Origin of the sequence: Micromonospora chaiyaphumensis (assembly GCF_900091435.1) — a bacterium.
GTDB classification, from domain to species: domain Bacteria; phylum Actinomycetota; class Actinomycetes; order Mycobacteriales; family Micromonosporaceae; genus Micromonospora; species Micromonospora chaiyaphumensis.
This window is the reverse complement of sequence record NZ_FMCS01000001.1, coordinates 534,408-557,714: the sequence shown is the minus strand read 5'-3', so window position 1 is coordinate 557,714 and position 23,307 is coordinate 534,408. Positions and strand designations below refer to the sequence as shown.

The 23,307-nt window shown below is 74.4% G+C and carries 9 protein-coding genes; 3 read left to right on the top strand and 6 right to left on the bottom strand.

Annotated features, from left to right (window positions below):
- Positions 1–11: 11 nt before the first annotated feature.
- Complete coding sequence (locus tag GA0070214_RS02625) at positions 12–911, bottom strand: GNAT family N-acetyltransferase (protein WP_091258584.1); 900 nt, start codon at positions 909–911, stop codon at positions 12–14.
- A gap of 107 nt (positions 912–1,018) precedes the next feature.
- The gene (locus GA0070214_RS02620; protein ID WP_091258582.1) at positions 1,019–2,086 is read right to left on the bottom strand and encodes a questin oxidase family protein; all 1,068 of its coding nucleotides are present in this window, start codon (positions 2,084–2,086) and stop codon (positions 1,019–1,021) included.
- A 104-nt stretch (positions 2,087–2,190) separates the two neighbouring features.
- On the opposite strand from GA0070214_RS02620, the gene GA0070214_RS02615 reads away from it, so the two are divergent.
- The gene (locus GA0070214_RS02615; protein ID WP_208602620.1) at positions 2,191–3,204 is read left to right on the top strand and encodes a DUF5937 family protein; all 1,014 of its coding nucleotides are present in this window, start codon (positions 2,191–2,193) and stop codon (positions 3,202–3,204) included.
- Positions 3,205–3,287: 83 nt separating this feature from the next.
- On the opposite strand, the gene GA0070214_RS02610 is transcribed toward GA0070214_RS02615, so the two are convergent.
- On the bottom strand, positions 3,288–4,520 hold the full coding sequence (locus tag GA0070214_RS02610) for an ArsB/NhaD family transporter (RefSeq protein ID WP_091258578.1): 1,233 nt from the start codon (positions 4,518–4,520) through the stop codon (positions 3,288–3,290).
- Positions 4,521–4,628: 108 nt separating this feature from the next.
- Here GA0070214_RS02610 and GA0070214_RS02605 point away from each other — a divergent pair, with 108 nt between their 5' ends.
- Together GA0070214_RS02605 and GA0070214_RS02600 are read left to right on the top strand one after the other, a co-directional pair.
- Positions 4,629–10,424, top strand: coding sequence for a WD40 domain-containing protein (locus tag GA0070214_RS02605; protein ID WP_091258577.1), 5,796 nt, complete (start codon positions 4,629–4,631; stop codon positions 10,422–10,424).
- 249 nt (positions 10,425–10,673) lie between these two features.
- Positions 10,674–20,342 (top strand): calcium-binding protein, encoded by a 9,669-nt coding sequence (locus GA0070214_RS02600; RefSeq protein ID WP_091258569.1) that lies wholly within the window; start codon positions 10,674–10,676, stop codon positions 20,340–20,342.
- A gap of 50 nt (positions 20,343–20,392) precedes the next feature.
- Here GA0070214_RS02600 and GA0070214_RS02595 read toward each other — a convergent pair whose 3' ends face one another.
- The 3 genes from GA0070214_RS02595 to GA0070214_RS02585 form a co-directional block, all read right to left on the bottom strand.
- Positions 20,393–21,232: a PhzF family phenazine biosynthesis protein gene (locus GA0070214_RS02595; RefSeq protein ID WP_091258567.1), complete on the bottom strand. Its 840-nt coding sequence runs from the start codon at positions 21,230–21,232 to the stop codon at positions 20,393–20,395.
- Between the two features lie 16 nt (positions 21,233–21,248).
- The gene (locus GA0070214_RS02590; protein ID WP_244167516.1) at positions 21,249–21,719 is read right to left on the bottom strand and encodes a GNAT family N-acetyltransferase; all 471 of its coding nucleotides are present in this window, start codon (positions 21,717–21,719) and stop codon (positions 21,249–21,251) included.
- Positions 21,720–21,871: 152 nt separating this feature from the next.
- Entirely contained in the window at positions 21,872–23,116 is a 1,245-nt protein-coding gene (locus GA0070214_RS02585) for a glycoside hydrolase family 16 protein (RefSeq protein WP_091258563.1), read from the bottom strand.
- Between the last annotated feature and the right edge of the window lie 191 nt (positions 23,117–23,307).

The following is a 23,307-nucleotide window of genomic DNA, read 5'->3' as shown; positions in this document are numbered from 1 at the left end:
GCGGGTGGGTGTCAGGGGACGATGACCAGGTTGGCCATGTCGACCACGGGCCGGTAGCCGAGGTTGGCGTAGATCCGGTTCGAGGTCGGGTTGGCCTGGTCGGTGAAGAGGCAGACCCGGGCGCCCTCGGCCCGCAGCAGCCGGGAGACCTCCGCGACCGCGTTGCTGGCCCAGCCTCGCCCGCGCTGCTCCGGCGGGGTGTAGACCGGACCGATGCGCGCCACGCCGAACGACGGCGGGTTGGCCGCGGTGAGATGCACCCGCCGGCCGTTCTCGTCGGTCCAGAACCACAGCCGTCCGCCACGGATCCGGCGCAGCAGCTCGTCGCGGTCGGGGATCTCGTGCGCGCTGACCCCGCGCGGGCGGCCCGCCTGCTCGTCGGCGTCGGCCATGAACGCCGCGAACCACTCGGCGGCCAGGTCCACGTCGTCCTCGGTCGCGACCACCAGCGAGCCGGGCACCCGCGCCGGCTCCACGAGGTCGCCGAGCTCGTGCAGCCGGGTGTGCTGGGCGACGTCGACCCGTCCGCCGCCGAGCCGGGTCACCTCGGCGGCGCACCGTCGCGCCGCGGGCAGCGCGCCGTTGACGGCGCGAACCTCCTCCCCGCGCTCGTGGCACACCCGGGCCAGCGCCTCGGCCGCCTCGTCGGGCATCGGCAGCAGGAACGGCGGGCGCGGTGCGAAGGGCGCGGTGCGCATCCCGGCGCCGACGACCGCGCCGGAGGCGTCCCGCACCACGAGCCACCAGTCGTCCTCGGGCGGCGCGACGCCGTCGGCCTGCCGGGCCAGCTGCCGGTGCGCGACGGTGGCCACGACCGTGCCGACCACGGGATTCGCCGCGAGGTGGTCGCCGGCCGCGGCCAGGAACTCGTCGGGATCGGTGTGGAAGTGCAGGGTGGGGGCGCCGCTCATGCGCGCACGGTAGCCCGACGTCGCCGTGCGGCCGTACCGATTTCCGGCCGCGTCTCCGACCTGCGGAGCCATTTCCCGCCCGGCTCGACCGCGGTGCCCGGCCGCCGTCAGGGGCGACCGATCAGCTCACCGACGTACACGGTCGCGGCGAGCAGGTCCGGGTCACCGGTGCGGTCGTGGGACTCGACGGCCGTGTCGGCGAACTTCAGGACGTGCTCGTCGCCGTGCTCGGCGGCCCGCTGGAGCGCGTCCTCGCGAGTCGGTGCGGGCCGGCGCCGGACGATCTCTGCGGCCGGGGCCGGCCGCGCCGGGGCGTACGTGGCGACGACCGCCGCCACGGCCGCCCAGGCCGCCGCGAGGCTCGGTAGCCACTGCTCCCTGGGCAGGTCCGGGAGCACGTGCCGCACGGCGTTGGGCGCGGTCGCCGCGTGGACCAGGAGGACCGGCGAGCCGTGGCCGAGCCCGAGGTACGCCCGGGCGGCGCTGTCGACGAGCGACTCCAGCCGCGCCGGGACCCCGTCGTCGGACGCGGCGGGTGCCAGCGCCCGCAGGCTTGCCGTCCAGCCCGGGCTGCGTTCGAGCCGGTCGAGCCGGTGGGCGATGAAGCCGCTCTGATCGGTGAGCCGGGTGACCGCCGTCAGGGCCTCGCGCGGTGCGAGGGTGCCGTCCGGCACGACCACCCCGGCGAGCTCGCGGTAGCGCGCCGCCCAGAACGCCAGCCCGTGGGCCAGCTCGTCGAGGGTCTGCGGGGCGGGGACGGAGGCGCCGCGCAGGGCGCGCACCGCGTGGCCGACCCGGATCACCCCGTGGGTCGAGCCGGCCACGATGCCCGGCAGCAGCCGCGGCCACCACTCGGCGAGCACGCTCCGCCACGGGCGTTCGGTCAGCTCGTGCCGGAAGTACGCGGTCCAGTCGGGCAGCCGTCGGGCCTCGCCCAGCGCCGCGCGCCACTCACCGGGCCGGATGGCCGCGCTCGTGCCGGGCAGCTCGGCCAGGCGGTGTACGTAGCGGTCGAGCCAGCCCTCGACGTCGACGTCGAGCCCGCGCCGGACCATCACCTCCACGGCCATAGGGCCGTGGTTGGTCAGCCCGTGGTTGCCCTCCTCGTCGCCGCCGAACTCCGGCCCGTACGCGTGCAGCCGTTCGTATGCCGCGGGCAGCATGTCGGTCGTCATGGCGGGTGCCTCCTCTGCCTGTTCCCGGTGGATGTCCTCAGTCTCGGCTGGCCTCTCCGGCCCGGCCACGATTAGGCTGAGTCCTAATCGGAGGAGCGGGGCTCGTGATCCACCTGCACGTCACGGCGGCGGACCTGACCCGCGTGCGTTTCGCCGCGGCGCCCCTCACGGAGACCGTCGCCAGCCTGCGCGCGCTGTCCGCCGGCCGGCAGGGCCCACACCTGCACCGGCCCTGGATCGACCGGTTCGCCGGGCGGGCGGGCCGGCTGCGCGAGCGCGACCTCGACCTGCTGCGGGCGCTCGTGCGTCCGGAGGGCTACCTCCCCGACTTCCTGCTGCCGCCACCGGGCCGCCGCTCGGCGACCTTCGCGGACGCGCTGGCGCAGGTCGCCGACGCCGACCCGGAGACCGTGGCCCAGGAACTGGCGCACCTGGCGACCCACCGGGTCGCCCAGCGGGGGCCCGGCCGGCAGGCGCGACGGGACCTGCTCCAGACGCTGGTGGACCGGCCGGACGCGGGCCTCGGCCCGGTCACGGAGGCCCTCGACGCGTACCACCGGGTCGCGATCGCGCCCGACTGGCCGCGCATCGACGCCCTGCTCCACGACGACATCGCCTACCGGCTCGACGTCCTGGCCGACGGCGGCGTCGACCGGATGATGAGCAGCCTGCACCCGTCGGTCACGTTCGCCGACCAGACGCTCCGCATCGTCAAGTACTACGACGGCCACGCCGACTGCGGTGGGCGCGGGCTGCTTCTCGTGCCGTGCGCCTTCGCCTGGCCGGACGTGCTCGTGCGCACCGCGCACCCCGAGCCACCCACCGTCTCCTACTCCCCGCGCGGCCTCGGCCGGCTCTGGGCGGAGCATTCCGAGCAGGCCGGCTCGGCGCTCGTCGGCGTCCTCGGCCAGACCCGGGCCGCCCTGCTCGCCCAGCTGGACCTGCCGATGTCGACCAGCCAGGCCGCCACCCAGATGGCCCTGTCCGCCCCGACGCTCAGCGTGCACCTCCAGGCCCTGCGGGCCGCCGGGCTGCTCGCCTCGCGCCGGGCGGGCCGGCACGTGCTCTACTCCCGGACCGACCTCGGCGACCGGCTGCTGAGTGCGGCGGGCGCCTGAGCGTCTGCCCGGACCGCGTCGTCGGCGAGGAGGCGGGCGTCACGCCTGAGCCCGGCCGTGGGGCTGGGCCCTCCCGACCGGGCTCAGGACCCCGGGCCGATCAGCAGGGCGGCAACGGTGGCCGCGGTGGCGAGCACGGCGAGCGCGGCGCTGGTGGCCACGAACCGGCCCAGCGGCACGGCCACCCCGGCGGCCCGGCAGCGCTCGTACCAGATGAGCGTCGCCAGCGAGGCCCATGGCGTGGCCAGCGGGCCGACGTTGGTGCCGACGAGCAGGGCCAGCAACTGGGTGTGGTGATCGGTGGCGATGACCGCCTCGCCGGCCAGGTAGGCGGGCAGGTTGTTGACCACGTTGGCGAAGAGCGCGCCAGCGCCGCCGGCCCGCAGCGCGCCCTCGGCGCCCGTGTCGCCGCCGATGAGCGCGCCGAGCACGGTGTCGAGGCCGTGCCGGCCGATGGTCTGCACCACGAGGAACAGCCCGGTCACGAAGACCAGCAGCCGCCACGGCACCAGCGCGAGCCGCAGGCTGCCCCGGGCCCGCACCGCGAACCCGGCGACCAGGATCGCGGCGGCCACCCCGGAGGCGAGTCCGATCTCGACGCCGACCAGGATCCCGGCGACGAAGAGCAGGCACGCCGCGAGTGCGGTGCGGTAGAGCACCCGGTCCGGCGGCACGTGCGGCGGCGGCGGGACGAACGGGTCGGCGCCGGCACGAGCCGGCCGCCAGTACCACCACCACAGCAGCACCATGGTGATCACGATGGCCACCAGTTGCGGCCACCACATCCGGGCCGCCCACGGCACCGGCTCCAGGCCGATCCGGTCGCTGGCCAGGATGTTGGTCAGGTTGGACACCGGCAGCAGCAGGCTCGCCGTGTTGGCCAGCCAGACCGTGGTCATGGCCAGCGGGGTCGGCGGCACGCCCAGCTTGCGGGCCAGGGCGATCATCACCGGGGTGAGCAGGACGGCCGTCGTGTCCAGGTTGAGCGCGATGGTGGTGATCGAGGCGAACCCCACGCAGAGCCAGAACAGCGCCCGGTAGCTGCCCCGGGCCGTGATGGCCACCCGGGCGGCGAGCGCGTCGAACACCCCGGCCACCGCGGTCAGCTCGGCCAGCACCACCACCGTGCCCAGAAAGATCAGGATGGGCACGATCCGGCGTACGGTCTCCTCGGCGTCGGCGCGGGGGAGCAGTCCGGTGAGGACGCAGAGGACGCCCACCACGGCCAGCCCCAGCGCGATCCAGTCCAGGACGTGCAGCCGTCCCCATCGGGATCGGTCCGGCGCGGCGGACGGCGGCTCGCCCACGGTCTCCACGACGCATGATCCTCGCACACCCCCGCCCGGCCGGACCGGCCCGACGCGGCCCGGTCGGCGGCTGCCGAGGGTGTCCACGGATTGACCGTCAGTGGCCATAATGATCGGGTGGCTGTAGGCGCGCACCCGACCCGGTCCGACCGCCCCATCGACTTCTTCATCAGCTACTCGCCGGCCGACGAGCGCTGGGCGACCTGGCTGGCGTGGGAGTTCGAGGCGGCCGGCTACCGCACCCTGCTCCAGGCGTGGGACTTCGTGGCCGGCACCAACTTCATCGACTTCATGGACCGCGGGGTCCGCGAGGCCGAGGTGGTGGTGGCGGTGCTGTCCGAACGCTACCTGCACTCGACCTACGGCAAGCTGGAATGGCAGGCCGCGCTGCGCGCCGACCCGGACGGCACCGGCAACAAGCTGGTCACCGTGCGGGTCGAGGACTGCCCCATCGACGGCCTGCTCGCCACCATCACCTACGTCGACCTGGTCGGCGTGAGCGACCCGGCGCAGGCGCGGGGGCGGGTGCTCGACCGGATCCGGCAGACGCTCGACGGCCGCGCCAAACCGATGCGGCAGCCGGCCTTCCCGCACCATCCCGCCGACCCGGCCGGGGTGCTCGCCGCGCCCGCCACCGGCGCGCCGGCGCCGCGCCGCGCCCGGCGTACCCCGATCAACCCGCCGCCGTTCCCGCCCGCAGCGGCCGCGCCCACGGCGCGCGGTGCCCTGAGCGTGCTCCATGTCGCCGGGCCCCGCTTCGGTCGCGGGGTGATCGAGCCGGGCGCCCCGGTCACCCCCGGGGAGCTGCAGGAACATCTGATGGGCGACCTCACCCTGCTCATGAACGACGGGGTGCCCCGGCCGGACCTGCTGGTGGTGGCCGGCAACCTGACCGAATCGGGCAGTCCCCGGGAGTTCTCCGACGCGCTGAGTTTCCTCACCGGGCTGCGGGTGCTGCTCGGCCTGGAGCCGCACCGGCTGGTCGTGGTGCCCGGCCCGCGCGACGTCACCATGGCCGCCAGCCGGGCCTACTTCGCCACCTGCGAGGCCGACGACGTCGACCCGCAGCCGCCGTACTGGCCGAAGTGGCGGCACTACGCGCGCCTGTTCGACGAGCTCTACCAGGGCCTCGAGGACCGGATCTTCGACAGCGAGCAGCCGTGGACGCTCTTCCCGGTGCCGGACCTGCGGGTGGTGGTGGCCGGGCTCAACTCGACCGTCGCGATCACCCACCGCGAGGAGGACCGGTACGGCTTCCTCGGCGAGGCGCAGTCCACCTGGTTCGCCCAGCGGCTGCGCCACTACCAGCAGTCCGGCTGGCTGCGGCTCGGTGCCATGGCGCACGCCCCCGGCCCGCGCACCCCGTACGCCGACGAGGTGGCCGTGCCCGACCGGGTGTCGCTGCGCGACCGCGGCGCGTTCAACCGGCTGGTCGGCCCGATGCTCAACCTGCTGCTCGCCGACGCCGCGCCCGGTCCCCGGGTCGACCCGGTGGTGCCGCTGGCCACCGCCTCCCGGGACGGCCGGGCCCAGGTGCTCCAGCTCGGCGCCGACGGGATGACCCGCTGGGTGCTGGGCCGCGACGACCGGCACGAGGTGGGCGAGCCGACCCGGCTGAGCTGGCCGGGCGCCGGGGCGACGTTCGGCGCGGCCGGCCCCGCCCAGGTGCCCGATCCCCGGCAGCCCACCGTGGTCGAGGGGCCCACCCAGGGCGCCGCCGCCGACCCGCCGGCCACCACGCCGGCCGTGGCGCCGGCCCCGCCGCTGGAGCGCCTGCTCGACCGGCTCGCCGAGGTGTGCGAGGCCCGCCACGACCGGGTGGTGGTCCGCCGCGTCGAGGCCGACCCGCCGCACCTCTACGTCACCTACCGGGCCGACGGGGTGGTCCGGCAGCAGCGGGTGGGGGCGCACGTGGGCACCCCGACCCCCACCGACGTCGACGCCTTCGCCCGGCGGGTGCACGCCACCGACCCGGACATCCCCTCCGAGCTCGTCTACGACGGCGACCGGGTGCCGCGCGGGCTGGCCGAGGCGGCACAGCGACGCGGCGTGCGGCTGCTGCACCTCACCGAGTTCCAGGGCCTGCTCGACCTGCGCGACTACGTCGCCGCGCAGACCGCCCGGCTGCAGGCCGACCGGCTCTATCCGCCCGGCCAGTACGTGCCGCAGCGCTACCGGCACCTCGTCGGCGCCGACCAGCGGGTCCGCGAGGACGTGGTGGACGAGCTGCTGGAGCTGATCTCCGCGCCGGACGGCCGGTTCGTGCTGGTGCTCGGCGACTTCGGCCGGGGCAAGACGTTCGCGCTGCGCGAGGTGGCCCGCCGGCTGCCCACCGCCGCCCCCGACCTGATCCCGATCCTGGTCGAGCTGCGCGCGCTGGACAAGGCGCACTCGGTCGACGGCCTCGTGGCCGCGCACCTGGCCAACCACGGCGAGCAGGTGATCGACCTCAAGGCGTTCCGCTACATGCTCCGCCAGGGCCGGATCGTGCTGCTGTTCGACGGCTTCGACGAGCTGGTCGCCCGGGTGACCTACGACCGGGCCGCCGACCACCTGGAGACGCTGCTCCAGGCGGCCGAGGGCCACGCGAAGATCGTGGTGAGCAGCCGAACCCAGCACTTCAAGACCAACTCTCAGGTGCTGACCGCCCTGGGCGAGCGGGTGGGCCTGCTGCCGCACCGCCGGGTGCTGGCCATCGAGGACTTCACCCCCGGGCAGATCGAGACCTTCCTGCGGCACCGCTACGGGGGCGACGAGCGGGCCGCCCGCGAGCGGCTCGACCTGCTGGCCGGGGTGAAGGACCTGCTCGGCCTCTCCCGCAACCCGCGGATGCTCGGCTTCATCGCCAACCTCGACGAGGGGCGGCTGGCCGCCGTGGCGGGCGCCGGCGGCACGTTCAGCGCGGCCGCGCTCTACCGGGAGATCCTGGAGTCCTGGCTGGACTTCGAGGAGCGGCGCACCCAGGGCATCCCGGGCGCGCCGGTGAGCCTGCGGCGGCCCGAGCTGTGGCACGCGGTGAGCCGGCTGGCCTTCCAGCTCTGGGAGAGCGGCGAGTCCTACCTGCGGCTGGCCGAGCTGGCCGAGGCCGCCGGCCAGCTCGCCGGCCTGGCCGACTCCCGGTTGTCCGGGCCGCAGGCGATCCACGCGGTGGGTGCCGGCAGCCTGCTGGTCCGCACCGACGACGGGCTGTTCGGGTTCATCCACACCTCGGTGATGGAGTGGCTGGTCGCCGAGGGGGTCGCCGCGCAGCTCAACCGGGGCGAGGAGCCGGCCGCGCTGGCGGTGCGCCCGCTGTCCGCGCTGACCGTCGAGTTCCTCGGCGACCTCGCCGATCCGGCGCGCTGCACCGCCTGGACCGCCCGGGTGCTGGGTGACGAGGCGGCCGGTGAGACGGTCCGCGCCAACGCGCTGCGGCTCAGCGCCCGGCTGCGGCTGCCCGACCGGGCCGACCTGCGCGGCGCGGTGCTGCGCGGCGAGGACCTGTCCCACCGGGAACTCGCCGGGGCGGACCTGACCGGCGCCGACCTCACCGACACCCGCCTGGTCGCCACCAACCTCACCGAGGCGCGGCTGGAGCACGCCCGGCTGCGCGGCGCCCGCCTCGACCAGGCCCGCCTCGCCGGGGCGGACCTGCGCGACGCGGAGCTGGCCGGCGCCCGGCTGTTCCGCGCCGACCTGCGCGGCGCGCGGATCGCCGGCAGCAGCTGGCACCGCACCGCGCTGATCGACGTGAGCGCCGACGCGGCGCTGCTGCGCGCGCCGGAGCTGCGCGGCGCCGTGGTCGCACCGGGCCGTCCGGTCGCGCCGGGCCTCGCCCCGCCCGCCGTGGGCGTCGCGTACGGCTTCGAGGTGGGGCGGCTGCCGGTGCCGGTGGCGTACAGCCCGGACGGGTCGGTGCTCGCGGTGGGCAGCGACGACGGTGGTGTGCTCATCTGCGACACGGCGGCCGGGCTGCCGGTGCGTACCCTCCAGGGCCACCGGGGCCGGGTCTACGCGGTGCGCTTCGACGCCGCCTCGCACCAGCTGGTGACCGGGGCGGCCGACCTGACCGTACGCCTGTGGGACGCCGACCACGGCGACGTGCGGCACGTCATCGAGGACGTCTTCGACGGCTGGGTGTGGCCGCTGCTCACCGACGGCGAGCGGGGCCGGCTGGTGGTCGGCGACGCGGCCGGCGTGGTCCGGCTCTACGACACCCGGACGGCGCGGCTGCGCCACGAGTGGCCCGGCCACGCGGCGCCGATCTGGGGCACCTCGTTCAGCCCCGACGGCCGGCGGGTCGTCGTGGTCGACAGTGCCGGCGTGGTGCGGGGCTGGGACATCCCCTCCGGCCGGCTCGCGTTCGAGGTGCGCGAGCCGGAGGTGGTCTACCGGGTGGTGCACAGCCCCGACGGCCGGCTGCTGGCCGCGGTGGGCCAGCACGGCCGGGTCTGGATCCGGCGGGCCACCGACGGCGAGCTGCTGCGCCAGCCGCGCGGCCACGAGGCCGACGTGTACGCCCTCGACATCCACCCCGACGGCACGCTGATGGCGACCGGCGACACCCACGGCGCGCTGCGGCTCTGGGAGCTGGAGACCGGCCGCCCGGTCCGGGTGCTCGGCCGGCAGCGCGGCGCGATCTACAGCGTCCGGTTCAACGGCGACGGCAGCCTGCTCGCCACCGCGGCCAGCGACGGCGCGATCCAGATCTGGGAGAGCGCCGACGGCCAGCTGCGGCACGAGCTGACCCGGCACCGCGGCTCCGTCTGGCCGGTGGTCTGGCGGCCCGACCAGGTCCAGGTGGCCACCAGCAGCAACGACGGCACCACCCGGCTGTGGGACGTGCGCTCCGGGCAGCTCCAGCACACCCTGCGGGGGCACGGCCGGCGGGTCACCGCGCTGTCCTTCCGGGACGACGGCGAGGTCTTGGCGGCCTGCGGCAACGACGGTGTGGTGCGGCTCTGGGAGCCGCGCACGGGCCGCCTGGTCCGGCAGCTCGCCAGCCCGGCCGACCGGCTGCTCTCGGCGGTCTTCTGCCCGGGCGAGTCGCTGGTCGCCGCGCCGAGCGGCGACGGCGGCGTGCACCTGTGGAACACCGACACCGGCGCCGACGAGCGGGAGCTCAACGTGGACACCGACCACGTCTGGGCGACCGCGTTCAGTCCCGACGGCGACGCCCTCGCCACCGCCAACGACGACGACACCGTGCGGTTGTGGTATCGGCGTACCGGCCGGCACTTCGCCACCCTCACCCCGCACCGGGGCCGGGTGCGCGCCATGACGTTCAGCCCGGACGGCGAGACCATCGCCACGGGCTGCGACGACCAGCTCGTCCGGCTCTGGGACGCGGCCACCGCGACCTGCCGGCTCACCCTCGAACACCACACCGACCGGGTGTACGCGGTGTCCTTCAACACCGACGGCACGCTGCTCGCCAGCGCCAGCAACGACGGCGTCGCCGTGGTCTGGGACGCGGTCACCGGCGAGCGGCGCACCGTGCTCACCGAGCACACCGGCCGGCTCTGGTCCTGCGCGTTCAGCCCCAACGGCAACCTGCTCGCCACGGCCGGCGACGATCTGGTCATCCGGCTCTGGGACCCGGGCACCGGGCGGCTGCACGGCACCCTGGCCGCACACACGCGGCGGGTCTGGTCGGTGGCGTTCAGCCCCGACAGCAGCCTGCTGGCCAGCGCGGGTGACGACGGCACCGTACGGCTGTGGGACGTCGCCGATCCCGAGCACGCCCAGCTGCGGGCCACCCTGATCGGCCTGCCCGACGGCTGGGCGGCGGTCAGCCCGGACGGCCGGTACAAGCTGGACGGCGACCCGGGCGGCCAGTTCTGGCACGTCATCGGCACCTGCCGGTTCGAGGTGGGCGAGCTGGACCCGTACCTGACCCAGGTGCGGCGGCTGTCCGTCGACGCCCCGTTCTGACCCCCGGCCGACGGCCGGCGCCCGCGCGCGGTGACCATGACCAGCGCCGGCGCCGGCCGTTTCGTTACACGCGCCGACGGGTTCTGGCTGACTGCTCAGTCCGATCACGACGGTCGGCGAAACGGTGTGAGCCGATCAGTCTGACGCTCTGTCACGATCTCGACACAGAAGTTGTGGGTCCCTTCCGCGATCGATGTGCTGGCGCGGGACCAGCGCCGTCGGTGACGGCCATCGAGGAAGAGGTGGCTCATGGTGGCTCTACGGCGGCTGCTCGCCGGCCTGACCGCGGCGGTGGTGACCGCCGCGCTCGCCCTGGTGTGGACGGCGGCGCCCGCGCACGCGGACGAGGCGTGGGAGAGCGCGCTCAAGACCCTGATGTCCCGCACCGCCACCTGGGCGGAGGGCGGGCTGTCCCGGGTCGGCCTGCTCGGCCAGCCGCTGCCGCTGCTCGGCGTGAGCCCGGGTTCGCTCGTGGACACCGACAAGCTCGCCCGCAAGGCGTCCGACGCCCTGGCCGGCGGCCTGACCAAGGACGACGTGGACCTCGGCGGCGGCACCCGCCTGACCAGCACGGTCACCACCAGCGGCGGGGACCACCTGCTCGACGTGGTGGTCACCACGAAGCGGCAGGTCACCGCGAAGGACCTGGCGGTCGGCGGGGTGACGGTCGCCAAGGCGGTCGACGTCACCGGCTGGGCGACCCTGCACCTGCGGGCCCGGCACACCGCCGCGGGGGAGACCTACCTGGTCCGCGACGGGGACACCCCACGCCTCGACATCGACGCCGCGGCGACGCTCCGCGCCGACCTGGACCAGGCCACCGCCTCGGTCGGCATCCTCGGCGTCACGCTCACCGCCGGCAGCACCCTCACGGCCCGTACCCACGTCAAGGCCACCGTCACCGACCCGAACGGCGACGGCCGGCTCGCCTTCGACACCGGCGCCGGCGCCGGGACCGGTGAGCTGGGCGCGGCGGGCTCCCTCGGCGGGCTGGTCCAGGTCGCCCTGGACAACTCCGGTGGCGGCCGGATCTCCGACACCGAGACCGAGGCGGGCCCCGGCTCCGTGCACGGCCAGGTGAACCTCGGCGCGGCCACCGCCGGCGCCCCGTTCGACCTGCCCGCCGTCGCCGCGACCGTGAAGGTCGACTGGAACGACATCAGCGTGGGCAGCCCCACGGTCACCACCACCGGCCTCGACGAGACCATCGCCAAGTTCCGGAACATGAGCCCGCTGGACCTGGCCTCCGGGCTGGCCCAGCTCGCCTCCCTGCTCAGTGGGGTGCAGCAGAGCGGTCCGGCCGGCAACCTGAGCCTGCCCTTCCTGCGGGGTACCTTCGCCGACGCCGTGAAGGTCAACGAGAAGCTCACCGGCTTCCTGAAGAAGTACGTGCACCCCAGGCCGGACGACCCGGGGTTCGACCCCGCCACCGACGATCCCGCCAAGGCGGGCCAGCCGAAGTTCAGCTCCATCCAGGAGCTGGTCAAGCTGCTCGCCGCCGAGGGGCTGCCCGTCGACAACCTCTCCTTCGCCGGCGAGAAGCTCGTCTTCCGGGTGAAGCTGGAGCGGGAGTCCACCGTGGCCGTGCCGCTGGACCCGGGTGCCGCCTCGGTCTCCGGCCGCGGCGCCACCTTCACGGCCAAGGGCTTCAGCGTCGACGGGAACCGGTTCACCCCCGACGAGCTGGTCGGCCAGCGGGTCGTGGCGGGCACCTCGGCCGGCACCGTCGCCGCGAACACCGCCACCACGGTCACCCTCGCGGAGAACTGGATCGGCGGCCAGCCCGACCCGGACAGCGTCTGGGTGATCAGCGGCTCCAGCCCGAACATCGGCGCCGTCGAACTCGCCGGCACGCTCACCAAGCCGGCCGGCGGCGACAAGAAGGTCGGCCTGCGGGCCGCGAACGCCCAGGCCAGCTTCGCCACGGTGAAGCCCCGCTACAGCGCGGCGGTCACCCTCGTGCTCGACCTGCGCGACGACCTCGGCAGCCCGGAGGCCAACGCGGACCGGGTGCTGCTGCGCACCGACCCGGCCACGCCGCTGTTCGCGGCCGACTTCCCGATCGCCACCGGGGTCGACTTCTTCGCCACCGCCGGCTTCCTCAAGGTCAAGCTCGGCGGTGACCTCACCGTCGGCCCGGCCGCGAGCGGGCAGCGGATGCTCCAGGTGAGCTTCAAGCAGGCGCAGGACGTCAGCCTCGGCGAGCTGTTCCGCCGGTTGCAGTCCGAGCCGGGCAACCTGCTCGCCGTCTCCTCCTCGGTGAGGACCACCGGCCGGGTCACGGTCAGCGTGCCGGGCGCCACCGGCGCGCTCGGCGAGGGCGTCGGCGTGGACGTCAGCTGGAAGGCCGGCGAGCAGCCGGTGGTCGACACCAGCAGCCTCGACGGGATCTTCGCCGTCGACTTCAACCCGGACGACCCGAAGGCCCTCTTCGCGGTGGTCGTCGAGGCGCTGCGGCTGGTGAACGCCGCGCTCACCCAGCCCGGCGGCAGCGGGCCGCTGAACACCGAGATCCCGCTGCTCGGCCGCTCGGCCCGGGAACTGCTCGGCGCGGACGAGAGCGGCGTCGGCAAGGGCGTCACGTTCACCGCCGACGGGGCGAACTTCCTGCTCAAGGACGCCAACCGCAGCGGCGACGCGGCCTTCGACCCGCGGCTGGCCGGGCGGACCCTGGTGATCGGCAGCAAGGCGTACCGGGTGCTGGACCGGGTCGACGGCCAGACCCTGCGCGTCGACGCGGCCGGCACGCCGAAGCCGGAGAACGGCACGGCGTACGCGCTGCGCCCCGAGCTGGCCGACGCGCTGGACAAGCTGCTCGCCGCGCCGCCGGACACCCTCCAGGACGCTCTCGACCAGCTCAACAAGGCGATCGGCGCGGACAGCGGCATCCAGTTCACGCTGGACGAGCGTGCCGGCGGCCCGTACCTGCGGGTGGGGCTGGACTGGAAGCGCAACGTGCGCACCGCCGGGCCGCTCGCCTTCGCCTGGGACGGCGCGCGTGAGCTGGTCAGCCTGGACAGCTCCGGCACCTTCGCCCTCGACGTCGACGCCCAGGCCAAACTGGGCCTGCTGCTGCCGCTGAAGCTCAACGCGGCGCCGCTGCTGGACAAGAACTCCTCGGCCAAGGTCACCGTCAAGGGCGGGGTGGACGACGCGGCGCTGGCCGCCCGGGTCGGTCCGCTCGCCCTCGATCTCGGCAAGGACCCCGACTTCGCCACCGTCAAGGCGAACCTCAGCGTGGGCCTGGGCGGGCTCGCCGCCGACGGGCCGGTCACCGACCTGCTCGGCCTGACGCCGACGTTCACCACGGCGGGCGTGGACTGCGGCGGCGGGGTCGGCGGTGACACGACGCCGATCTGCGCCCGCGCGCCGCTGTTCGTCAACAACTGCGAACCCGCCGACGCCACCAACCTGCTCACCTTCACCATGGGGCTGGACCTGGCGCCGCACGCGCAGACCCCGGACCTGACCTCCTGCTTCGCCAACCTGTCGCTGCAGCTGACCGACTTCAACGTCGGCATCGACGGCTACCTGGCCAAGGTGGAGGAGGCGCTGCGGCTGGCCAGCTTCGACGGCAAGCTGCCGCTCGTCGGCGACGACCTGCAACAGGGCCAGAAGTTCGTCGCCCAACTGCGCGCGGACGTCAAGGCGGCGATCGGCCCGGTGCTGGCGAACGCCACCCTGGACAGCGCCGGCATGCAGACCGCCCTCAACGACGTGCTGGCCGACCTCGACCCGGGCGTGAGCGCGGTGGTCGGCTGCCGCAGCGGGGTGGCCACCCCCTGCCAGCCGGAGGACTTCCAGTCCATCCGGATCAAGCTGACCGCCGCGCGCGGCGCGCCCTCGGCCGCGGACGGCTGCAAGGACGCGAGCGACAGCGACAAGTGCCTCGGCGTGAACGTGCCGCTCGACCTGGGCATCCCCGGCCTGTCGCTGAAGGCGAAGAAGGGCGCACCCGACGGCATCCAGGCCAAGCTCGGCTGGAAGCTGCACCTGGACCTGGTCCTCGACCGGGACGAGGGCTTCTACGTCCCCACCCACGACGGTGACACCGCTCCCGAGGTGCAGATCGGCGCCGCCTTCGACATGACCGGCGACCTGGCCGCCCAGCTCGCCTTCATCCAGGTGAACGCCACCAAGCAGGGCACCGCGCCGCTGGTGCGGGCGTACTTCGGGGTCGACCTGAAGGGCTCGCCGGGGGAGAAGAGCTGCTTCGACCCGGCGGTCGCCGCGGACTGTGCGGCCGACGCCGACGCCAAGCTCACCCTCGCCGAGTTCGCCGACCTGGGCTCCCTGCTCGCCACCGACCTCACCGCCCAGGTCAACATCGACTGGAAGCTGGCCGCGGCGGTCAACACCGGTGACGAGGTGGGCTCCGCGCTGCCCGGCATCAGCGCCCGCTTCGGCCTGAAGTGGGGCCTGGAGCACAAGCAGGGCGGGCTGAGCGCCACCGGCGGCGGGGTCACCACCCCGCTCCAGGTGACGTTCACCGACATCGCGCTGGACGCCGGCGCCTTCTTCAGCAAGATCCTCAAGCCGGTCGTGGACAAGCTCAAGGCGGTCACCGGCCCGCTCCAGCCGGTCATCGACACCCTGTACGCGCCGATCCCGGTGCTGTCGGACCTGTCGAAGGCCACCGGCGGACCGGACATCACGCTGGTCTGGCTGGCCAAGACGTTCAGCACCCTCACCGGCGGGCCGAAGCTCGACTTCGTCGACACCGTCCGCGCAGTGATCACCTTCGTGAACCGGATACCGGACTGCGACGAGGGCGACAGCTGCTCGATCCCGCTCGGCCAGTTCCTGGTCGACCCGGCGAAGGCGCTCACCACCGAGGCGTCGCCGGCGTCCGCGGAGAGCCTGATCAAGCGGGACGACCCGTTCACCAAGGCGAAGACGGCCGCCGAGGTGAAGTCCGCCGTGGACGGCGCCGCGGGCGACGACGGCGAGAAGCTGTTCGCCGCGGGCTCCGACGGCAAGTCCAACGCCCAGAAGACCGGCTTCAGCTTCCCGATCTTCGACAACCCGGGCTCGCTGTTCGGGCTGCTCATGGGGCAGGACGTCGAGCTGGTCAGCTTCGACTCCGGGCCGCTGTCGCTCGGGTTCAGCTGGCGGCAGTCGTTCGGCCCGGTCTACGCGCCGCCGCCGGTGCTGGTCACCCTCTCCGGCAGCGCCTCGGTGACCGCCCGGTTCATCGCCGGCCTGGACACCGCGGGCATCCGGCACGCCGTGGAGGCCGCCACCGACGGCACCGACCTCGACGCGGTCAGCCTCCTCGACGGCCTCTACTTCAAGACGGCCGACAGCACCGGCAAGGCCGTCCCGGTGGTGACCCTGCGCGGCGAGATCGCCGCGGGTGCCGAGGTCAGCGTGCTCATCGTCAAGGCGGGCATCGAGGGCGGCATCCGGCTCACCGTCGGGTTCAGCTGGAACGACCCGAACAACGACGGCAAGTTCCGCACCAGCGAGTTCCTCCAGGCGCTGCTGGTGAACCCGGTCTGCCTCTTCACCACGAGCGGGCAGCTCTCGGTGTTCCTGAAGGTCTACATCACCATCGACCTGTTCCTGTTCTCCAAGACGTTCGACTTCACCCTGGTCGACGCGACCCTGCTGGACTTCCGCGCACAACCCGACTGCACACCGGAGCCACCCGAGCTGGGCGGCACGGCGGGGGACACCCTGGTGATCTTCGCCGGCAAGTTCGGCAAGAAGGAGCAGCGCGGGGACAAGGCCTGGGACAACGGCGCCGGCACCTACGCCGGTGACGTGATCAAGGTGTACGCCGTGCACTACGCCGACGGCGACGCCGACTTCGACGGCTTCGCGGTGGAGGCGCTCGGGCGCAAGCAGGAGTTCCTCGACCCGAACCTGACCCGGGTGGTCGTCGACGGGCGGGGCTACCAGGTCGCCGACGCGGACAAGATCTCCCTGTCGGTGCTGCTGCTCGGCGACGGTGACACCGGCGGCGACGGCACGAAGACCTCCGCGTTCGACAAGGCAGCCGTGGTCATCGGCTCCGACGGCCGGGACCAGATCCGCACCGGCACCGGCCCGGCCTGGGTGGACGGCCGCGGCGGCGACGACGTGATCGTCACCGCCGAGGCGGCCGGCCAGGTCAGCCGGGTCGCCGGCGGCGCCGGCCGGGACACCGTCACGACCGGCGACGGCAACGACGTGGTGGCCGGCGACAGCGACCTCGGCGCCGTGGACCGGCCCGGCACGACCACCGTGCACACCTCGGTGGGGGACAAGAGCCTGACCGGCCTGGTCGACTGGACGAAGCTCACGGCACCGACCGAGGACACCACCGGCGCGGACGACCACGTCACCGTCGGGCACGGCGCCAGCACGGTCTACGGCAACGGCGGCGACGACGTCGTCGGCGTGGTCCTCGACGACCGGCCGAACGGGACGAACCTCCTGGTCGGCGGCCCCGGTGCGGACATCCTCAACGGCGGCAGGGGTGACGACACCATCCACACCGCCGGCAGCACCGTCCCGGCCGACCCGGACGCCGCCGGCAGCGGCGACGCCGGGCTGGTCAACAAGGTCGACACCGGCTCCGGCCAGGACACCGTGCACGGCAGCGCCGGCGCCGACCTGGTCGTGTCCCACTCGGCCAACGGCCAGACCGGCCACCTGTACGGCTACGGCGGCGACGACGTGCTGGTCGGCGGCTACGGCACCGACGAGCTGTTCGGTGGCCCGGACGAGGACTACGTGATCGCGGAGCCGTCCGGCGTCGGCGACCCCGACGGCACCGACGGCTACGGCCCGGCCCGCCAGGTCGTCCACCAGCCGCTGCCGGCCGGCACCCAGTCGCAGACCAAGCTGCTCGTCGGCGGCCTGGGCAGCGACCACGTGGTCGGCGGCGACGGCGGGGCCACCGTCTTCGGTGACAAGCGGCTGGCCGCCGAGACCTGCGCCGACGGCACCCTCGCCGGCGACCAGCCGGCCGCGACCGACCAGGGCGCGGCCGACCTCATCCTCGGCGGGGCCGGGGTCGAGGTGGTCACGGCCGGCAGCGGCGACGACCGCGCCGACCTCGGCGGCGGCGACGACCGGGCCTGCGGCCAGCTCGGCGACGACACCCTGCATCTGGGCGGCGGCGCCGACCGGGCCTGGGGCGGCCCGGGCGTCGACCAGTTGCACGGCGACGACGGCGTCGACCTGCTCTTCGGCAACACCGGTGACGACGGCCTCTACGGCGGCACCGGCGTGGACACCGCCGAGGGCAACGAGGGTGGCGACCAGGTTCTCGGCGGCCCGGACGACGACGTGCTCTACGGCGGCGGCCGGGTGGCCGGCGTGGCAGACGGCCGGGACTTCGTCTACGGCGAGGACGGCGTCGACCGGATCGTCGGGGACAACGGCACCCCGCGGATCGGTGACGTCGGGCCGTACCCGCTGGACCTGGCCGGGGACGTGCCGACGGCCGGCGCCGGGGACGTGGTCTCCGGTGGCCCGGAGGGTGACGTCGCGTACGGCGGGCTCGGCGACGACCGGGTCGACGGCGACGGCGGGGACGACCGGTTGGAGGGCAACAACGGCGCCGACCTGGTCCGCGGCGGCCTCGGGAAGGACGAGATCGTCGGCGGCTCCAGCCAGGAGCCCGTCGCCGGCACCGGCCGCCCGGACACCGGGGACCAGCTCTTCGGCGACGGCGACGCCGACCTGATCGCCGGGGACAACGCCCGGTTCACGCCGGCCACGGCCGACGCGACCCGGGTGACCCAGGCCCGCACGGTGCCGTCGCGCAAGGTGACCCTGCTCGACCCCGGGTTCAGCCCGGCGGCCGGCACCAGCGGCGGTGACCTGATCTCCGGTGGCGACGCCGACGACGTCATCTTCGGCCAGGGCGGCCCGGACCGGGTGCACGCCGACGCGGGCGCGGACTTCGCCGAGGGTGGCCCGGGCTCCGACTGGGTCGAGGGCGACGCCGGCGACGACGACGTGGTCGGCGGCTCCAGCACCGCGTACGACGGGAGCGGGGCGACCACGACGGGCCAGCCGGACACCGCGGACGCCCTGTTCGGCGGACCGGGCTCCGACGCGGTCATCGGGGACAACGGCGCGGTGCTCCGCCCGCTCCCCGGTGAGCAGCCCACGGCCGTGACGGTCCGGCTCGGGGCGGACGGCAACCCGTTCGGCCCGCGGATCGTGGTGCTGCTGGACCGGGCGGCGGTCAGCCCCAACCGGTTCGGCGCGGACCGGATCAGCGGCGGCGACGGCGTCGACGCACTCTGGGGCCAGGACGGCGACGACGCGCTGACCGGCGACGGCGACGGCGACTACCTGGAGGGCAACGGCGGCGCGGACGCGCTGCGCGGCGACACCGCCCTCGGCGCGGCGGGCCGGACCACGGTGACCCCGCTGCCCGACCCGGGCTGGCCGGGCGACCCGGCGGCACCGGCCGACCTGGTCGGCGCCGGCGCGCCCGCCGGGCAGGACGACCTCATCGGCGGCAGCGCCGCCGCCGGGTTCCGGGACACCACCGACGTGGTCGAGGGCAACGGCGCCGACGACGTGCTCCTCGGCGACAACGGCTCGCTGCTGCGCACGGTGACCACGGTGAACGGGAAGCCGGCCGAGCGGGTCTACACCGAGCGGTACCCGACCGGCGCGGTGCCGGCCGACGCCACGGTGGCCCGGACCCACGACCCGGCGCTGCCCGGCCCGTCCACCCGGTTCTGCACGACGGCCCAGGCCACCTGCGAGCCGGCCGGCGCCTACGGCAACGACCAGCTCTACGGCGACGGCGGCAACGACGGCGCCTGGGGTCAGGACGGCGACGACCTGATCCGGGGCGGCGCCGGCGACGACGACCTGTTCGGCGAGCTGGGCGCGGACAGCCTCTACGGTGAGGACGGCCGGGACGCCATCCTCGGTGACCGGGGCGGCGTGGTGAACCAGTTCCTCAACGCCGACGACGTGGCGGCGCTGGGCTTCACGGCGACGCTGTCCTCGGTCCCGCAGGAGACGTTCACGGGGTTCCGGGCCGGCGGCTACGACCGCCGGGTGGACCTGCTGCACGACACCGACGGGGACGCCTGGATCGGCGGCGCCACCTCGGCGCCCATGCCGTACGCCGGGCTCACCGCCGGGGCGGCCGACCTGATCCGGGGCGGGGCCGGGGCGGACAACATCCACGGCGGCTTCGGCGACGACGTGGCCAACGGCGACAGCGGTGGCGACGAGGTGTTCGGCGGCGAGGGCTCGGACGTGCTCTGGGGCGGCAAGGGCTGCGACCCGGTGCTCGACGCGGCCAACCCGCAGTGTCTCGTGAACGGCGTGTTCAGCGCCGCCGCCCGGGGCGACCAGGACCAGTACGTCGACCACCTGTTCGGCGGCGCGGGCGCCACCAGTGGCCCGGCGGTCACCGCGGTGCTCGGGTCCGACCTGCTGGACTTCCGGCCGCGCGGCTCCTACCCGGGCAACTGCGCGGCGGGCGCCTGGCCGGTCGACCTGGCCGCCGGCACGGTCGACCCGTGCCGCTGGTTCGAGGCGACCAACCTGGACAACGACGTCCTCGCCGACAACCAGCACCACCACGGCACCGACTGGATCTACGGCGGCTGGGACCGGGACGTGCTCCAGGGCGACGTGACGCAGAACGGGCCGAACAACGGTGACCGGCTGTTCGACTGGAACGGCGCCTACAACCTGTTCACCCACTGCAACTCGGCGTACGGCGGGTTCAACGACATCCGCCAGCACAGCCCGGCCATGCAGGACTTCCTGACCCGGCTGGCCTGGGCCTCCGGGGCCGGGCGCGGCGCCGGCGACGTGACCACGGCGGGCACGTCCGCCTTCCTGGAGTTGTCCTACGTGTACCCGCGGGACAACAGGGACCAGGGGGCGGGGGCGGCGTTCCCGAGCACGCCGGGTCACTTCGACACACCGTCCTGCACCGACTGAGCGAGGCGTCCGGGGCCCGGCTCTCCCGTGGGGAGCCGGGCCCCGGCGTGTCAGCCCGGCATGACCACGGCGTTGCCGGTCACCCGGATCCCGCCGCCGGCCGGCACGTCGACCACCAGCAGGCCCGGGCGGCCCAGGTCCGCGCCCTGCTGCAGGTGCAGCGTGGTCGGCGGCTCGACCAGACCGTGGGTACGCAGGTAGCCGCCGAACGCGGCGGCGGCCGCGCCGGTCGCCGGATCCTCGACGACGCCGCCCACCGGGAACGGGTTCCGGACGTCGAAGCGCGTGCCCGAGGCGCGCCAGACCAGCGCCACCGTGGTCCAGTCCCGCCGCCGCATCAGGTCGCGCAGCCGGTCGAAGTCGTAGTCGAGGGCGGCCAGCCGCTCCCGCGTCGCCGCGGCCAGGATCAGGTGGTGCGCCCCGGCGTACGCGACGCGGGGTGGCAACGACGGATCCAGCTCGGCCGCGGCCCAGCCCAGCGTGGCGAGCGCCTCGGCGAGGTCGTCCGGCGCCACCGGCGCGTCGGAGGGTGCCACGCTGGTCAGCGTCGCGGTGGGCCGCCCGTCGGCGTCCCGGGCGGTGGCGACCGGGACCGCTCCGGCCCGGGTCCGGAAGACCAGGTCGCCGGTGCCGGTGCGCTCGGCGACGGCCACCGCGGAGGCGATGGTCGCGTGACCGCAGAAGGGCACCTCGGCCTGCGGGCTGAAGTAGCGCACGTCGAACTCGCCGGGGCCGGTGGCGGTGAGGAACGCCGTCTCGGAGTATCCGACGTCGGCGGCGATGGCCTGCATCTCCGGATCGCTGAGCCGACCCGCGTCGAGGACCACGCCGGCGGGGTTGCCCGCCGCCGGGTCGGTGGTGAAGGCGGCGTACCGCAGGACTTCCGTCATGGCGTCACCGTACGCGTCAGCCGCCGAGGGGCCGCGTCCACCGGATCTCGCCCTCGTGCCATACGTCGGTGGGGGTCAGGCCGGCGGCGGTGGCGACGGCGGCGGAGGCCCGGTGCTCCGGGTGGATGTGCGCGATCACGGTGCGCACGTCCTGCCGCCCGAGCCAGGCCACCAGCCCGCGGGCCGCCTCGGTCGCGATGCCCCGCCCCTGCCACGGGGTCCCCACCACCCAGGCGATCTCCGCGACGCGATCGTGGGCCGGGCCGCTGACGGTCGCCTGGACGGTGCCCACGAGACACCCCTCGTCGCGGAGCCGGATCACCCAGTTCCACCAGGACACGTCCGGATCCGGCGAGCCGGCGACGAGCCGCTCGTACCGGGCCCGCAGATCCGCCGCACCGGCGGGAGCCCCACCGATGAAGGCGTGCAGCGCGGGGTCCCCCAACACCACCGCCATCTCGGAGGCGTGCTCAACGCCCAACGGCACCAGAACCAACCGCCCGGTCCCCACACCCTCGATCCCACCCGCACCCATACCCGTACCCACCCCCACTCTCCCCGCCGATCATGAAGTTAGCGCCGTTGGCAAGCGCATTCCAAGGCGCTAACTTCATGATCAACCCCGGGAGGGGACGGGGGTCAGCGGCGCCACTTCTGGTTTGGGGCGCCAGTGCAGTCCCAGATCTGCAGGCGGGTGCCGTCTGCCGAGCTGGCGCCGGTCGCGTCCAGGCACTTGTTGGCCTGCGGGTTCACGATGTCGCCGCTGCCGCTGAACACCCAGCGCTGGGCGCCGGTGCCGTTGCAGTCCCAGAGCTGCACCTTCGCCCCGTTGGCGGTCGACCCGCTGCTGACGTCGAGGCACTTGCCGAGGGCGCGGACCGAGCCGTCGGCGTTCCAGGTCCACCGCTGGGCGGCGGTGCCGTTGCAGGTCCAGAGCTGGACCGCGGTGCCGTTGGCGGTGTTCGCGCCGGACACGTCCACGCACTTGTTGCCGTACCCGACGATCTGCCCGCCGGTGCCGCCGCCCCCGCCCCCGCCGTTGTCCCAGGCCTGGACCCGGACGTAGTCGATCGTCATGGTCTGCGGGAAGGTGGTGCTGCCGTCTGGCGAGCCGGGCCAGTTGCCGCCGACCGCCACGTTCATGATCATGAAGAACGGGTGGTCGAAGACCCACCGGTTGCCGCCGGCGTCGGCCGGGGTCTTGCGGGAGTACTGGACGCCGTCCAGGTACCAGGTGATCGAGTCGGGCGCCCAGTCGACCGTGTAGGTGTGAAACGCGTCGGCGAGCGCCTGGCCGCCGGGGAGCGAGGTCTGGCCGGTCAGCGGGTTGCCGCCGGAGTAGCCCGGCCCGTGCAGGCTGCCGTGCACGGTGGACGGTTCGCGGCCGATGTTCTCCATGATGTCGATCTCGCCGCTGTTGGGCCACGGGTTGGTGGCGATGTCGTTGCCGAGCATCCAGAACGCGGGCCAGATCCCCTGCCCGCGCGGGATCTTGATGCGCGCCTCGAACCGGCCGTATGCCTGGCTGAAGGTGCCGTTGGTGAGCAGCCGGGCCGAGGTGTACTGGCAGCTCCCGTACCAGCAGGAGAAGCCGGACGGGTTCTCCCGGCGGGCGGTGATGACCAGGTTGCCGTTGCCGTCGAGGGCGGCGTTGCGGGTGCTGTTGGTGTAGTACTGCAACTCGTTGTTGCCCCAGCCGCTGCCGCCGATGTCGTACCGCCAGCGGCTGGCGTCCGGCGGTGTCCCGGCCGCGCCGTTGAAGTCGTCGGACCAGGTCACCGCGCCGGGCGCGGCCGCGGCGGGGGCTGCGGTGACGGTGGTGAGCGCGGCCGTGAGGCCCACGGCCGCGAGGGCCACGGCGGCGATGGTGCGGATGCTGCGCACGGATGCCTCCCTGCTGTTAACAAACCATAAAGATAGACTTCGATGAAGTTATGAACGAAGTCCCGAGCTGTCAAGAGAGCGCTCCCCAAGCACGACGGGCGGTTCCGGAACCGGCCAGAAACATTGACGTAATGCGATGCAGTTCGGGAGGATCCGGAACCGGGACGCGGGCGGACCCGGGCCGACGGGGC